The 14697-nt window shown below is 42.6% G+C and carries 11 protein-coding genes; 7 read left to right on the top strand and 4 right to left on the bottom strand.

Annotation, left to right across the window (positions count from 1 at the left end; all coding sequences use genetic code 11):
* Window positions 1-2 precede the first annotated feature (2 nt).
* The 7 genes from LKE40_15550 (at window position 3) to LKE40_15520 (ending at window position 8774) form a co-directional block, all read left to right on the top strand.
* A complete protein-coding gene (locus tag LKE40_15550) occupies window positions 3-686 on the top strand; it encodes an energy-coupling factor transporter transmembrane protein EcfT (GenBank protein ID MCH3918844.1) in 684 nt (227 codons plus the stop codon).
* Complete coding sequence (locus tag LKE40_15545; protein MCH3918843.1) at window positions 686-2068, top strand: energy-coupling factor ABC transporter ATP-binding protein; 1383 nt, start codon at window positions 686-688, stop codon at window positions 2066-2068. Before LKE40_15550 ends, LKE40_15545 begins: the two co-directional genes overlap by 1 nt.
* A 15-nt stretch (window positions 2069-2083) precedes the next feature.
* Complete coding sequence (locus tag LKE40_15540) at window positions 2084-3049, top strand: AraC family transcriptional regulator (protein MCH3918842.1); 966 nt, start codon at window positions 2084-2086, stop codon at window positions 3047-3049.
* A 130-nt stretch (window positions 3050-3179) separates the two neighbouring features.
* The gene (locus LKE40_15535) at window positions 3180-4958 is read left to right on the top strand and encodes an ABC transporter ATP-binding protein/permease (protein MCH3918841.1); all 1779 of its coding nucleotides are present in this window, start codon (window positions 3180-3182) and stop codon (window positions 4956-4958) included.
* Window positions 4951-6702: an ABC transporter ATP-binding protein/permease gene (locus LKE40_15530; protein ID MCH3918840.1), complete on the top strand. Its 1752-nt coding sequence runs from the start codon at window positions 4951-4953 to the stop codon at window positions 6700-6702. Before LKE40_15535 ends, LKE40_15530 begins: the two co-directional genes overlap by 8 nt.
* 159 nt (window positions 6703-6861) lie before the next feature.
* Entirely contained in the window at window positions 6862-8130 is a 1269-nt protein-coding gene (locus tag LKE40_15525; GenBank protein MCH3918839.1) for an AAA family ATPase, read from the top strand.
* A 95-nt stretch (window positions 8131-8225) separates the two neighbouring features.
* Window positions 8226-8774 (top strand): hypothetical protein, encoded by a 549-nt coding sequence (locus tag LKE40_15520; GenBank protein MCH3918838.1) that lies wholly within the window; start codon window positions 8226-8228, stop codon window positions 8772-8774.
* A gap of 81 nt (window positions 8775-8855) precedes the next feature.
* Here the strand turns inward: LKE40_15520 and LKE40_15515 are convergent, their stop codons facing one another.
* From LKE40_15515 to LKE40_15500, 4 genes are all read right to left on the bottom strand, one after another.
* Entirely contained in the window at window positions 8856-10466 is a 1611-nt protein-coding gene (locus LKE40_15515) for a mannitol dehydrogenase family protein (GenBank protein MCH3918837.1), read from the bottom strand.
* Between the two features lie 30 nt (window positions 10467-10496).
* The gene (uxuA, locus tag LKE40_15510; protein ID MCH3918836.1) at window positions 10497-11564 is read right to left on the bottom strand and encodes a mannonate dehydratase; all 1068 of its coding nucleotides are present in this window, start codon (window positions 11562-11564) and stop codon (window positions 10497-10499) included.
* 611 nt (window positions 11565-12175) lie between these two features.
* Window positions 12176-12901 carry a glucuronate isomerase gene (locus LKE40_15505; protein ID MCH3918835.1) on the bottom strand — a complete coding sequence of 242 codons (726 nt, stop codon included), beginning with the start codon at window positions 12899-12901 and terminating at the stop codon, window positions 12176-12178.
* Window positions 12902-12972: 71 nt separating this feature from the next.
* On the bottom strand, window positions 12973-14247 hold the full coding sequence (locus LKE40_15500; GenBank protein ID MCH3918834.1) for a transposase: 1275 nt from the start codon (window positions 14245-14247) through the stop codon (window positions 12973-12975).
* Between the last annotated feature and the right edge of the window lie 450 nt (window positions 14248-14697).

The raw sequence follows: 14697 nt of genomic DNA, 5'->3' as shown, positions 1-14697 counted from the left end.
ACATGCAGTTACGCTTATCCATTGACCCCAGGACCGGCATACTGCTCCTGGTTCTGTCAAACATAATTGCCTACCGGCAGAATCCTTTTTCCATCGAATCCGGTTGGATAGCAAGCCTATGTTTCATGACATTTTTCTGCACGCATAGAAGTACTGCAGTAAAATGGGTATTGTATTACCTTGTACTTCTAGGATTACAGCATTACATACTTCCAAACTCCCCAAAATTCATCGCGACCAGCTTTTCAATCCTTGTTACCTATGCCAGGAAGATTCTCCCCTGCCTGATCATCGGTCTGTTGATGATCAGGGAAATCCCATTGAGCCGTTTTATCGTAGGCTTGAGAAAACTGCACTTGCCTCAACAATTGATAGTTGCAATCTCCGTTACCATACGTTATTTCCCAGCTATCAGAGAAGAATCCGGTTATATCCATGATGCAATGAAACTTAGGGATATCCATGGACTAAAGAAAATAGAATGCCTATCAGTCCCCCTTATACTGTCAGCCACATCAACTGCTGAAGAATTATCAGCAGCAGCCGTGACACGTGGTATTGAAAATCCAGTAAAGAAAACAAGTATCATTACACTGAAAATGAAAACCTTTGATTGGATTACCTGCGGTATTGGCCTTATGTTTACAATTGCTTCATTCAGGTCGCTATGGCAAGGAGCCTTCTGATGGTCTCAATCAAAAGGGTATCTTTCAGCTATCCAGGCAGACCACAGACACTCAATGATTTTTCATTGGATGTTGCTGATGGTGAATGTATACTGCTCTGCGGAGAATCAGGATGTGGGAAAACAACCGTTACCAAACTTATCAATGGCTTGATTCCACATTTTACGGCAGGTACGTTTACAAGCGGTACTGTATCTGCAGAAAATCTTTCCGTATCTGAAAGCGAGCTATACGAACTTGCCTTGCATATAGGATCAGTATTCCAAAACCCCAAAAGTCAATTTTTCAATCTCGATGCAACCAGTGAACTTGCCTTTGGGTTGGAGAACCAAGGATCTGCACCATCCTATATCCATATGCGCCTGCGCCATACTGTCAGCACCCTTCATCTCGAATCTCTTATGAAACGGAATATTTTTGCAATGTCCGGAGGTGAAAAACAATTGCTGGCCTTTGCTTCTGTCTATATGATGCATCCTTCGGTTTTTCTCCTGGACGAACCGACGGCAAACCTTGACAACAAGACAATAGAGCTGCTGAGAGCCCAGATTGCCCTTCTGAAACGACAAGGACATACAATCATCATTGCAGAACACCGTCTCTGGTTTCTATCTGATCTTATTGACCGTGCAGTTTTTATCAAGCAAGGTCATATCCAGCAGATATTCTCAGGAGCTTCTTTCTTTGCATTGCCTGATACAAAGCGAAAGGCCATGGGATTACGATCATTGGTACAGACTGAACTGAATTTACCTACTGCATTACCTCCGGGAAGTACAAAGGGACTGTCAGTAGAAAACCTTGCCTGTAGTTTTGGAAAAGGCAAACCCATTTTCGAAAAACTATCTTTCTCTGCAATACCTGGAGAGATATTGGCAATATGTGGCAGAAATGGCATAGGAAAAACAACCTTGATCCGTTGCTTGTGTGGCTTTGTACGTCAATATAGCGGGACTATTCTGATTGATGGTCAAAAAACGAATAGGAAAAAACGGCAAAAACAGGCATACTGCGTGATGCAGGATGTAAACCATCAGCTGTTTTCCGACAGTGTATCGGGAGAATGCCTGCTGTCAAATCATGGATATACAGGACAGCAGATCAAGCAGATTCTTGAACATTTCGATCTTTTGCCTTTTGAGGAAATACATCCGATGGCACTTTCAGGAGGCCAGAAACAGCGGCTTGCCATAACAACTGCAATCCTCTCTAGAAAGCAATTGCTTATATTTGACGAACCTACCAGTGGGCTCGACTATGTCCACATGATAAAGGTTGCAAAAGCAATCAAGGAGCTGGCAAACAAAGGGAGTACGGTGATTGTCGTTACCCATGACAAGGAGTTTATCCGACATGTCTGTGATAGAATACTTGTATTGTAGAAGGAGGCCCAACACATGAAATGGTACAGCATGCAACTGGATTCCCAACCCATGGCAAAACTTTCTGCAAACAGTGAATGCAAAGCATATCAGCTCAGCAATGAAACGGGAAATGGCGTCATGACCATCTATGAAGTACTCCCAGGTATCCTCTTGTTTTACAATGATTATCACATGGCCTACTTTCATTCAAAACTGCATACGACAGACAATCTGTTCTGTATCGATTATTGCAGGGAAGGCCGCCTGGAATACCATGTAGGAGAGAAAACCTTGTCCTATGTCGAAGCCGACGATCTGAAATTTGACCGACGGGTAAGGCATACAGGCCTTTTTGCGTTTCCACTGTCCCATTATCACGGAATTACCGTCTCAATCAAATTACCTTTGGCAGCAGAATTCTTCAATGAAAAGTTACCTGAATTTTCCATTGACCTGTATAGCTTACAACAGAAATTCTGTTCAGACAGCAATCCGATGGTCATCCATGGACTTCCAGAAATTACTCATATTTTCAAAGAACTCTATGATGTACCGACAAGCATCAGACGCTCTTACTTCAAGATCAAGGTCATAGAACTGCTGCTCTGCCTCCGGGCCCTTGAGCTTCCAAGCAATCAGGAAGAACGTCCCTATTTCTACAAATCGCAAGTAGAAAAGATAAAGGCAATGTTTACCTTGGTAACCAAGCACCCCGAACAGCATTACACAATGAAAGAGCTTTCTGAACAATTTGATATTCCTCTCACACCGATGAAGAACTGTTTCAAATGTGTCTATGGCAATCCTATCAGTACATACATGCGAGTCTATCGCATGAATCGTGCAGCAGAATTCCTCAGGCAGGACAAAGACAGTTCCGTAGCAGAAATTGCAGGACGCGTAGGCTATGACAGCCCAAGCAAATTTGCAGCAGCCTTCAAGAAAATCATGGGAAAGACACCATTGGAGTATCGCAAAAACAGTTTCTCTGCAAAATAGCCAAAATAAAATATATGTCCATATGGACTTGATCGGTCCGAGTGGAGCGGAAAGCAATCGACAGATACGCTAGCATCATAGGTATCTGCACCACAGCGTGCATGATGACTGAATAAAAAGGATACCTATAGTGAGCAAAGAAAAAAAAGAAAACTGGTTGTTTTCGCTGCTGACCTATGCAGCATATTGTAAAATCAAGCTGATCGTTTCGGTATTGTTTTCCATTGCCAGCATCGTTGCAGGATTGGTACCTTATCTGAGCGTCTACAGAATCATACAGACATACATGCAAGACAAGTTCACCATGGAGGGAATCTTACCATGGGTAGGATTAGCGGCCGTAGCTTACCTAGCCAAGACTCTATGCTTCGGCATCTCGACCATGCTGTCACATATCAGCGCCTATACAATCCTGGAAAAGCTCCGCCTGCGTGTCATTGACAAATTCCTAAAAGCGCCCTTGGGTACGGTTACAGCAAAATCAATCGGCGAAATCAAAGATATGATCGTTGATAAAATCGAAAGTATCGAACCTCCCCTGGCTCATATGATACCTGAAGTTTCCGGCAATCTGGTACTTCCTATCATCAGCATCATCATCCTGCTGACCATCAACTGGAAGGTAGCACTCGCATCCTTGATAACAATTCCATTGACCTTGATCCCCCTTTCCATACTGCTGAAGAGCAATGAGGAAAATTACGGCAAGTATATGCAATCAAGAAATGCCGTGAACAGTGCAATAGTGGAATATGTAGAAGGTATACAGGTCATCAAGACTTTCGGGCAAGAAGGAAAATCCTATGAGAAATTCTCAAAAGCCATCTTGACATACAAGAAATTCATCCTTGGCTGGATGTCCGGCACATGGATACCCGCAAAGCTATGCATAGCCCTGTTTCCTTCTACATTGTTGGGTACGCTTCCTATAGGTCTTTTACTATGCTCAAATGGTACGCTTTCACCAGACAGACTTTGCCTGTGTGTCATGATTGCAATGTCAATGGTAGGTTCCCTTGCTCATCTTGAAGTATTCATGAACGAAATCAAGCAGATGGGATTTGTCATAGATGAGTCCCAACGTTTCCTGAACATGCAGAGCCTGCCTGAACGACAGGACAAAGCAACGATAGACAATCATGTAATCAAACTTTCCGACGTACAGTTTTCCTATACAGGAAAAGAAGAAATATTACATGGCATCAGCCTAACCCTACCACAGCACAGCTTTACCGCTTTGGTAGGACCATCAGGAGGCGGCAAGTCGACCATAGCGAAGCTGATTGCCCGTTTCTGGGATGTATCAGCTGGAAAAATTGAAATCGGAGGCACGGATATCAGAATGATACCGCTCGCGCAACTTTCATCACTTGTCAGTTTCGTTACACAGGACAATTTCCTGTTCCGCTGTTCCATACTTGAAAATATCAGGATCGGAAAACCAGATGCAACTGATGAAGAAGTCTACAGAGCTGCGAAAGCCGCCCAATGTGACCAATTCATCATGAAGTTGGAAAAAGGATATGAGACTCCCGCAGGTGAAGCAGGCAATCGGCTTTCCGGTGGCGAGAAACAAAGGATAGCCCTTGCAAGGATGATCCTGAAAAATGCACCGATCATCATCCTTGACGAAGCAACAGCTTTTACCGATCCAGAAAATGAAGACAAGCTTCAGCTTGCAATCTCTGCAATATCAAAAAACAAGACGCTGCTTGTGATAGCCCATAGGCTTTCAACTATCAAACATGCAGACAACATTGTCGTATTGGAAAAAGGTACGATCATTGCTCAAGGCAACCAAGAAGAACTGCTGCAAAGATGTCAGCTTTACAAGAACATGTGGAAAGCTCATATAGGGTCAAAAGCCTGGGCTGTTTCACAGCAGAAGGAGAACAATGCCAATGTATAGGACCATAAAGAGAATCATAACATGGTGTGGAACATTACGGAAACGCATATGGATCGGATTGGTTTTCTCATTGCTTGCCACATGGGCCGCGGCAGTTCCTATCATCATTGCAGCTTATACGATAGGTCTGTTGATTGAAAAGGAAAAACTCGGTGTCCCTTTCAATCGGCTATGGATATTGCTGTCGTTCCTTATCATTGCCGCATGCACTTTCCTAAGGTTCCTGTTCGACTATCTCCGGGCAAAATATCAGGAAAGCATCAGCTATGAACTTGCAGCAAGGGACAGATTGGCAGTCGGCAATATTCTCAAGCGTGTCTCATTAGGCTACTTTCAGAAAACGGATACAGGCCAGATACTCACAGCCATAACCACAGGGCTCAATACTTTGGAAAACATGGGAATCAGAATGATTGATACGTTATTGGGTGGTTATGTCAATTGCCTGTGCATTTTCATTTGTCTCGCAACCTTCAATTTACCCATTGCCTTGATAGCCCTAGCAGGAGTACTTGCCTCTTTCGGTTTTCTCTGTGGAGTTTCGCACTGCAGTACGGTCAATGCACCTGTGGCTGCTGCTGCAGACAGAGATATGGCAAGTGCAGCCATCGAATATGCACGAGGGCTTCCGATAATCAAGTCATTCAACCAATCTCGAAACAGCATCAATGCCATGCAGGAAGCCTGCAGCGAAAGTAAAAAGATAAGGATTAAAATTGAATTCGGTTTCATTCCTTTCAACTGTGCACATCTGCTTGTACTCCGGCTTGCCTCAGTTGCCATGGTACTTGCGACAGCATATCTTGGCATAACAAGCCAACTTCCTTTCCCCATCATGCTGATGTTCTTCTTTTTCTCATTCTCAATCTTCAGCGGCGTAGAACCGATTTCTGATTCAGCACACGTACTTGGTGTCATTGATGATGCAATGGATCAGCTTGATAGGCTGAAAACTACAGACTACATCGACAAGAATGGAAAGGATATATTTCTTGATAAGTACGATATCAGTTTCAAAAACGTAACTTTCGGTTACGGCGACAGAAAGATAATCAATAATGTATCCTTTGATATTCCCCAACATACGATGACCGCTATCGTAGGTCCTTCAGGAAGTGGAAAAACCACGATATGCAATCTATTGGCACGGTTCTATGATATCTGGGACGGAAGCATCTCAATGGGTAACCATGACATACGGGAATTTACCTGTGATAGTTTACTTGGCAAAATCTCGATGGTATTTCAGAATGTCTATCTCTTCAACGATACCATCAGGAACAACATCTGTTTTGGAAAACCAGATGCAACCGAATCCGAATTGATTGCTGCTGCAAAAGCGGCCTGTTGCCATGACTTCATCATGGCATTGTCAAATGGCTATGACACAGTGGTCGGCGAAGGAGGTTCAACCCTGTCAGGAGGAGAGAAACAACGGATATCAATAGCCAGGGCTATGCTGAAGGATGCTCCCATTGTCATCCTTGATGAGGCAACGGCAAGTCTGGATCCTGAAAATGAGCATCTGATTCAAAAGGCAATTACAAATCTTACCATGGGAAAGACCATCATAGTCATTGCACATCGTCTTGCTACCATCGAACATGCAGACCAAATCCTTGTCGTTGACAATGGAACGGTAATCCAGCAAGGTACCCATAGGCAACTCATGCAACAGGAAGGCACCTATCGCCATTTCATCCGCATCAGGGAAAAAGCAGAAGGTTGGCACATAGACAGATAGGAAATAGATATGGTTTGATCGGTAAGAAAGTCATTCTGGAAACAAGTACTGTCAAAATGGAAATCTTCCTTGATATTACGGAAACAATTGTTTCATACTGGTCCTGTATATTTTATAGGGTATTATTGAAAGTATCAGAAACAAAGCAAGGGGTTGACAATGAAACTCAAACGTATACGTCTGGAAGGATACAGGGGATTTCAGAAACCATTTGAAGTAACCCCAGCCTATCCATTGCAGGTTTTTACAGGTGAAAATGGTTCTGGCAAAAGTACATTGCTTGATGCAATCTTCACAGCTATTTCATGGATTCCAGCACGTATTCTGTCTCCGAACGGAAATGGGACACGTATCAACAGTACAGCTGATATCAACATACATAGCAACAGTGCAACACTTGAGATTACCTGTGAAGATACCATCGGACATGAAATAACATGGAAACTGTATAGGGTAAAAAGAGGGCAGTATACGAAGCAGAACATTTCAAGTTCATTTCAAGAATTAAATGCTTATGCCACAGAGTTGCGCAAACAAATTACAGAAACAAAAGGGCAATGTAATCTTCCGATCTATTCCTATTATACAGTTTCCAGAGTAGGTTATTCTATTCCTTCAAGGATACGGAAACACCATACTTTTTCTCCAACTGCAATTTATGAAAAAGAAAATCTTTTTCATACAGAGTTCAAGCTGTTCTATGAGTGGTTCAGGGATATGGAAGCATTACAGAACCAAAAAAGCAGAGAACAACATGATGCAACGTATGTAGAACCTTTGTTGGAAAATGTCAAAAAAGCTATCTATACATTCATACCAGACTTTTCAAATCTACATTTTGACTGGCAATCTCCCCAAGGCCTATGGGTAAGCAAAGGCAGGGACAATCTAAGAATTGAACAACTGTCTGATGGTGAACAAGTCTTGCTTGCCCTTGTAGGCGACTTAGCTAGAAAATTGGCAATAGCAAATCCCAAGAGACAAAATCCATTGGAAGGAGAAGGCATCATATTGATAGATGAAATAGAGCTACACCTACATCCTTCATGGCAATATGTAGTTCTCGACAAATTACTGAATACCTTTCCCAATTGCCAATTTCTCATTACTACACATTCACCTTTCGTTATCTCTGCAGCTCCAAAAGATAGCGTCAGCTATTTAAAGAATTTTGAGTTACAGAAAATAATCGGCAACTATGGAAGCAGCCTTAACAATGTAGCAAAGCTTATCATGAATGTAGACGACAAGCCACAGGAAATCAGTATACTGTTCAAGGAATTCTACAAAGCATTAGATGAGGACGATTATATATCTGCAAAAGAAAAACTAAATATACTCGAACAAAAATTGAACGCGAATGATCCAGATTTAACTTCTGCACAAGTTTCCCTTGCCTTGGAAACTCCGGAGTCTTCATCAGTATGATAGCAATAAGAAAAAGAAAAGAGCCTAAGGATTTAACTACATACAGATGTTCTGGCGGAACATATATTGGATTAGACACAAAGATAAAAAACCAAATGAAAGCAAATCTCTGCAAAGAGCAACATGGCCTTTGTGCGTATTGCATGAGAAGGGTTTCCTGCAATGAAGTTGAAGATCCTTGTGGAACCATAGAACATTATATTCCGCAATCTTGTCCCCAAGGACAATCTCTGCAACTGGATTGGAATAATTTGCTGTTCGTATGCAATGGCCATGCACAAGGTCCTTTAGGTGAAACGACTTGTGATAAGCATAAAGGTGACAGCAGGCTCTCCTTTGACCCGCAAAAGCAAAGCTGTATAGATACTCTTTCTTATACACGCAGAGGAAAAATCGAGTCTACAGATAGTCACTATAATAAAGAACTGAATGACATCTTGAATCTGAACAACAAAACTTTCAGATTGAACAGACAACAGGTCTACAAGACATTGACTGAAGAACTCAGTAAAGAAAATTCATTCAGTCTCGGAAAACTACGAAAGAAGAAGCAACTTCTGTTAGCAGAAGATTCTTATGTCCCTTATATCGGGGTCATATTATATTTCATTGACCGCTTAATTCAGAAAAAAACAGGAACCTGATCATTGGCACCTGTTGATACTATCACTTTGGGAATATTCTGGATTGACGTATCTTTCAACTTATCATAGTAGCATACTGACTTACTTTATATACTTTTGCAGAGTACTTCTGACAGCTCCTTTGCCTTTTACAAGTTGTGTAAAATAATCAGTCACTTTGCCTGCAAGGCCAGCCTTGTATAAATCTACAGCAAAAAGTGACGCATCGCTGAGTATAGGCCTAAGTGCCTCATCAAAAGGACCTTCATCACCCAGCTTCACGTCTTTCAGATATTCTCTTTCCTGCTCAAGCCTCGGATCCGGTGATGGCTGGAAAGCTTTACCTTCATCATCAATACCCATGAGATATCTGCACCATCCGGCAATGACCAGCGGAACGACTGTAAGTCTTTTTATATCAAGGCTGTCACTTGCCATATATGCCTTGATCGTTTCCCCATACCTGATGGGAAGCTTTTGGCTTGTATCACAGGCAATACGTTGAGGGGTGTCAGGCATAAAAGGATTCGGAAAACGAGTTTCCAGTACCTCATCAAGAAAGGCCTTTGGTTCAATGATACCGGGATCCACAACAACAGGCAGGCCTTCATCATATCCAAGAATATGAACCATTTTATTTAGCTGGGCATCTTTCATCTCATCGGCAATCCGATTATATCCCAAGAGGCAACCATAAATTGCCAAGCAGGTGTGCAAAGGATTCAGGCAAGTACAAACCTTCATCTTTTCGACCTTGTTGACTGTATCTCGGTCAGTAAAGTAGACACCAGCTTTTTCCAAACATGGCCTGCCGTTGGGGAACTTGTCCTCGATGACCAGATATTGAGGTCTCTCGGCATTGACAAACGGAGCAATATAGGTATGTTTCGCCGTAATGACTACATCAGTCGACTCAAAGTCATTTTTCTTCAGCATATGCTGTACATCAGCATCAGGCCTCGGTGTAATCTTGTCTATCATTGACCAAGGAAAACTGATTTGCTCATGAAGATAAGCTAGGAAACCTTTTTCACACAGACCTTTTTCTACCCATTCATTTGCCATAGTAGAAACAGCCGTCTGAAGCTTTTCGCCATTATGTGAACAATTGTCCATGCTACACAAGGCAAGCGGTACCCCATAACTCTTATAACGATGATAAACGAGTGCAGTAACCATACCCATCAAGCCTTTGAGATTTCCATCCGGTCCTTGGCCTATATCTTCTTGTACAAATGGGAAATAATTGCCATCCTGTCCTTTCATTGCATAGCCTTTTTCCGTTATTGTAAACGATACCATTTGAAGTGATGGTTTTTCAAAAGCATTTTTGAAATTCTCCCATTCCCTCGAAAAGGAAGGATTGCATTTCCATGCAGCAGCTACCGATGCAACCACGGAAGTGTCAATTGTACCGTTATCATTCAAAGTAACAAGCAAAGAAAGATTATCATGGGGTACATATATCCGATCGATGATTTCATAATCGAACCCTTCTCCGACAATGATGCCTTTCTTTTCCAGACCTTCATCCAAGAGTTTCTGCATGAGCATGGCAGGAAATCCTCTGAAAATATTACCAGCACCAAAGTGAATCCATACAGGCTCCTGCAAGGTGCTGTCAATCATTTTCTGATGGTCAAATTGTGGTAATTCATATCCTTTTGAAAGCCATGTAGTACGTTCTTTCAATTCTTTTGCAGTCAATTGCATGTCGTCTACCTCTCCTCCATCATCAATCCGCTATCTGTTGGATTTCTCAATTGCTTCAAACAATCCATTGATGTATGTAGCTCCGAGTGCCCTGTCGTACAGTCCATAACCAGGCATCGCTTTTTCTCCCCAAATCATACGGCCATGGTCAGGTCTGACAGGGCCATCGAAACCAATGTCATAGAGTGCTTTGCAAATTTCATACATATCAAATGAACCATCACTTGAAAGATGTGCGGATTCTTCAAATACACCAGGTGAAAAATGCTGCAGATTCCTTATATGGGCAAAATGTATCCGGCCTGGCAATGCCCTGACAATTCCAGGAAGATCATTCTTTGGATTCGTTCCAAGAGATCCAGTACAGAAAGTCAGTCCGTTGAATGGTTTGTCGACAGCCTTCATTAATCTGAGAATTGTTTCCTTTCCTGTAATAATCCTTGGCAGTCCAAAGACCGACCATGCGGGATCATCTGGGTGGATTGCCATTTTGATCCCATATTTTTCGCATATCGGTTCGATTGCCTTAAGGAAATAAACAAGGTTATTGAACAGTACATCGGCATCAACCGAAGCATATGCTGCAAACAGTTCCTTGACATGAGCCAGCCTGTCCGGTTCCCAACCGGGCATCACAAAGCCGTTGCTATTGGAATTCGTCTGGTCAAAGAAAGCCTGTGGATCAAGGGCATCGACCTTTTTCTGATCATATGCCATGACAAAGGAACCGTCTGGCCGCTGTTTGGACAAATCGGTCCGAGTCCAATCAAAGACAGGCATGAAATTGTAGCATACCAGCGTAATGCCTTCTTTTCCAAGATGCTCAAGGGCTGCTATATAATTCTCGATATATCGGTCCCGTTCAGGTAAGCCAATTTTGATTGCATCATGGATATTGATACTTTCGATACCCTCTATCACGAGCCCTGAAGCTTCGACTTCTTCCTTCAGTTCATGGATTCGATCCTGCGGCCATACTTCTCCTACCGGAATATCATATAAGGTCGTAATGACGCCCTTCAAACCAGGAATCTGTCTCATCTGTTTTAAGGTTACAGTATCAAATTTTGAACCGTACCAGCGCATCGTCATCTTCATCAAAAGCTCCTCCAAAATCCTCGCACCAAATCATAACTACCAAGTCAAATAGGCATAATAATCTTACTTGGTGTCTTTTGAACTGCATGTAAAAAATTATACTCCACACAGTTTTTTTCATTCTGTATTCCATACAATCTTCAAGACTATGTATCTCAATATTCAATAGCAAAAAGATTATCTACTGTAAGTTTGTATAACTACGCACAAACAATAAACGATATTTAGTCCGAAAATAATTATATTTTCACAAACAATTATCTATTTCAATTGTAAGTAGACAACTTTTCAGTCATAAATTTTAGAATTATATATTATTTAGTTAAGCCTCGTTTTAGTGATATTCATAATTTTCCTCTTATGTCATTCTAATTCTCATGATATAAAAGGACCGATACCTCATATGTTTCGAATCTTTTTTCATCTCAACAACATAAATTGAATGGAATCAGAAATATCCGGTATATGTTATTTGTTACTTCTGATGCTTGCATTTAGGGCTCACTCAAATCCAATGTCATTCATAAACGTAACAGTTCCATACTGCATTTTTGCAAATTGCTCATTATTTCACATAATATATAATCAACTAATCCTAACTTTAGATATCATCATATTTTGAAATAATATGTAGCATTGTTATAGCAAATATTTTCTACAAGCTTTCCTAGATTCTCACTCATTGGATATTCCCCATTTTCAACAAGATTCCCAATAAAATTGCAAAGGATTCTTCGGAAATATTCATGACGTGAATAAGATAAAAATGATCGACTGTCTGTAAGCATACCAATAAATGTACCCAACAATCCGGAACTGGACAAAGCTATCAACTGCTGTTCCATTCCGTATTTATGATCCTGCATCCACCAAGCAGCGCCAAGTTGAATTTTTGAAGGGATCTCTGTACCTTGGAATGTATTTGCCAAACTAGCAAGTATCCAGTTATCTTTTGGATTCAATGAAAAGAGTATCGTCTTTGGTAATTCAGCCTGAGATGCCAAAGCATCAAGGAAAGCACCAACGCCTTCAGCAACTTCATAATCGCCTGTAGAATCAAATCCTGTTGATTCGCCTAACAATCGGGTCATCCGATGATTCTGGTTCCTATTACAGCCAACATGCAGTTCCATTGCCCAATTACGCTTATGATAACTTTTTGCCAAATGTAATAACAGTGCAGACCGATAGGCGTGATATTCATCCTCTGTCAGCAAATTGCCCTGCAATCTTTTTTGAAACAGTGATTCAACAGAGGCCTCATCAACACCGATATATATGGGTCTGTTGATATCATGGTCACTTGCGATACATCCATGCAAAGCAAAATCATCCATTCTGTTTTCCAAAGCATCCAACAAATCACCATAAGATTTAATCTTAATTACAACTTTCCCAATGAGTGAGACTATACGGGCTTCACTTTAGGAGGACGACCGCGTTTCTTCTTCGGTTGAAGCTTCTCTGTGGGATGAATGTCGAGTCTCTTCAGGACTTCCTCCTGTGACGGATTGATCTTGATCAGACGCCACCCGATACCAGGATCATTGAACATCTTCGCCCTTGCCAGGATCCTCATGATCTTCTTATACGGCAAATCTTCGAGTAACTTGGCCTCGTCAAAGGCAGCTATCATCCTGAAGGTGAGCACGGAAGCGAGGAAGTCGCAGAACTCGCTTCCTATCACGCTGTAGTCGTCATGCACACGGGTCTCATCGAATTCGAGTGCTGACTTGTAGAATCTCATGACAATCTCGATCTCCCATCTCTTGGAATAGGCTTTGTAGATCGTCTGGGGATCTGTGTCCAGATCGCACTCAAGGACCACCGTCCCGAATGTCGCTCTTGCCTTCTCAAGATCAGTGAGGCGGTAATTCTTCTTTTTCCGGCTTCGGCTCAGCCAGTCACGTTCTTCCTTTGAAGCCCTGTAGGCATCCCGGAAGGAATAGAGCCATCGGTCCCCACCTTTCTCCTTCCTGCAGGTTATGCCTTCATACCCTTGAAGAAGCTCTGTAAACTCAAGCATATGGAGTTGCGATGCAATCTTCGCATTCCTCTTCAGAGGATTCAGGTAATGGAGGTCGGGATGCTGCTTGAAATGCTGCCTTGCTACGGACTGGGGGAATCCTTTGTCTGCAACTACGATTCCCTTTGTCAGTTGGTGCTCGGAGATGAATTCATCGTAGGCGGTGACATCAAGCATGTTGCCCGGAAAACACTTGGAGCATACCGGTTCCATCGCTTCAAGATCGAAAGCGAACAGGACAGAGATGTCCCTGGTTCCTTTCGTCCTGGCTTTCCTGGAAAAATCCGAGAGAGAATTTACCTTCGATTCATCCGATTTCAATGTCCCGTCAATCAGTACATGGTGATCCATCTCGACTTTCGAAGCCCTGGCCCTCATGAACAGGGTGATCTTTGAACAGGTACGTCCAAGATTGTTCAGGAAGGTGGAGACCGTGTTCTTCGAGAGGGCTACATCAGGATACAGCTCGGACAGGAAACTCTCCTCATACGCATCTTTCAGCTCATAATCCTTTATACCGCTGAAGCAGACCCTGAGCACAGCGATGGACCAGATCCTGAGCGCATCCTCCCTGCTATAGGATTCTCCTAGCTCAATGAGCATGTCAGCAAAGAGTTTCTGCGCAAGGATGATGTTTGCCCAGTCCTTGAGGTCCACGGCCGCCCCAGACACGGGCGGCGGGGCATCTTCCCCGAGGGGTATGTACTTGCCGTCCACTATATGGCCGATGGTCGGACCGTTGACCGGAAGTCTTCGGCTTCCGACACTTCTGCATCCGACCCTGGCCCTTACCGCGTAACGGTCGCGGTCCTTGCCGTACACGATGACGATTGAATTCTTGGGTCGCTCGACCGCTAGTACTTCCTTTGGGATCGGCATGGCAGTCCCTCCTTGTGTATAGTCTTAATTATACAATAATTAGACTATATATGCAAGAAGAAACCGTATGCTGACATGAGAAATTTCCAACATTCCGCAAGCAAAGCCGCGAGAGAAACGACAAATCGACTGTAACCCTCTCCATAAATTACAGGAAAGAGGGGTTCTGTATGAAAAATGGATGATTTCAAGTGTTATTGTATAGTCCTATTGATTGGGAAAGTTGTA

The sequence above is a fragment of the Spirochaetia bacterium genome (genome assembly GCA_022482625.1).
Lineage (GTDB): Bacteria > Spirochaetota > Spirochaetia > Sphaerochaetales > Sphaerochaetaceae > Pleomorphochaeta.
The sequence above is the reverse complement of the archived record's forward strand: the minus strand, read 5'-3'. Positions and strand labels throughout refer to the sequence as shown.

Excerpts from the sequence above, each read along its gene's own strand:
- LKE40_15550 (MCH3918844.1), top strand. The coding sequence starts at position 3 with ATGCAGTTACGCTTATCCATTGACCCCAGGACCGGCATACTGCTCCTG.
- LKE40_15545 (MCH3918843.1), top strand. The coding sequence starts at position 686 with ATGGTCTCAATCAAAAGGGTATCTTTCAGCTATCCAGGCAGACCACAG.
- LKE40_15540 (MCH3918842.1), top strand. The coding sequence starts at position 2,084 with ATGAAATGGTACAGCATGCAACTGGATTCCCAACCCATGGCAAAACTT.
- LKE40_15530 (MCH3918840.1), top strand. The coding sequence starts at position 4,951 with ATGTATAGGACCATAAAGAGAATCATAACATGGTGTGGAACATTACGG.
- LKE40_15525 (MCH3918839.1), top strand. The coding sequence starts at position 6,862 with ATGAAACTCAAACGTATACGTCTGGAAGGATACAGGGGATTTCAGAAA.
- LKE40_15520 (MCH3918838.1), top strand. The coding sequence starts at position 8,226 with ATGAAAGCAAATCTCTGCAAAGAGCAACATGGCCTTTGTGCGTATTGC.
- LKE40_15515 (MCH3918837.1), bottom strand. The coding sequence starts at position 10,466 with ATGCAATTGACTGCAAAAGAATTGAAAGAACGTACTACATGGCTTTCA.
- uxuA (MCH3918836.1), bottom strand. The coding sequence starts at position 11,564 with ATGAAGATGACGATGCGCTGGTACGGTTCAAAATTTGATACTGTAACC.
- LKE40_15505 (MCH3918835.1), bottom strand. The coding sequence starts at position 12,901 with ATGGATGATTTTGCTTTGCATGGATGTATCGCAAGTGACCATGATATC.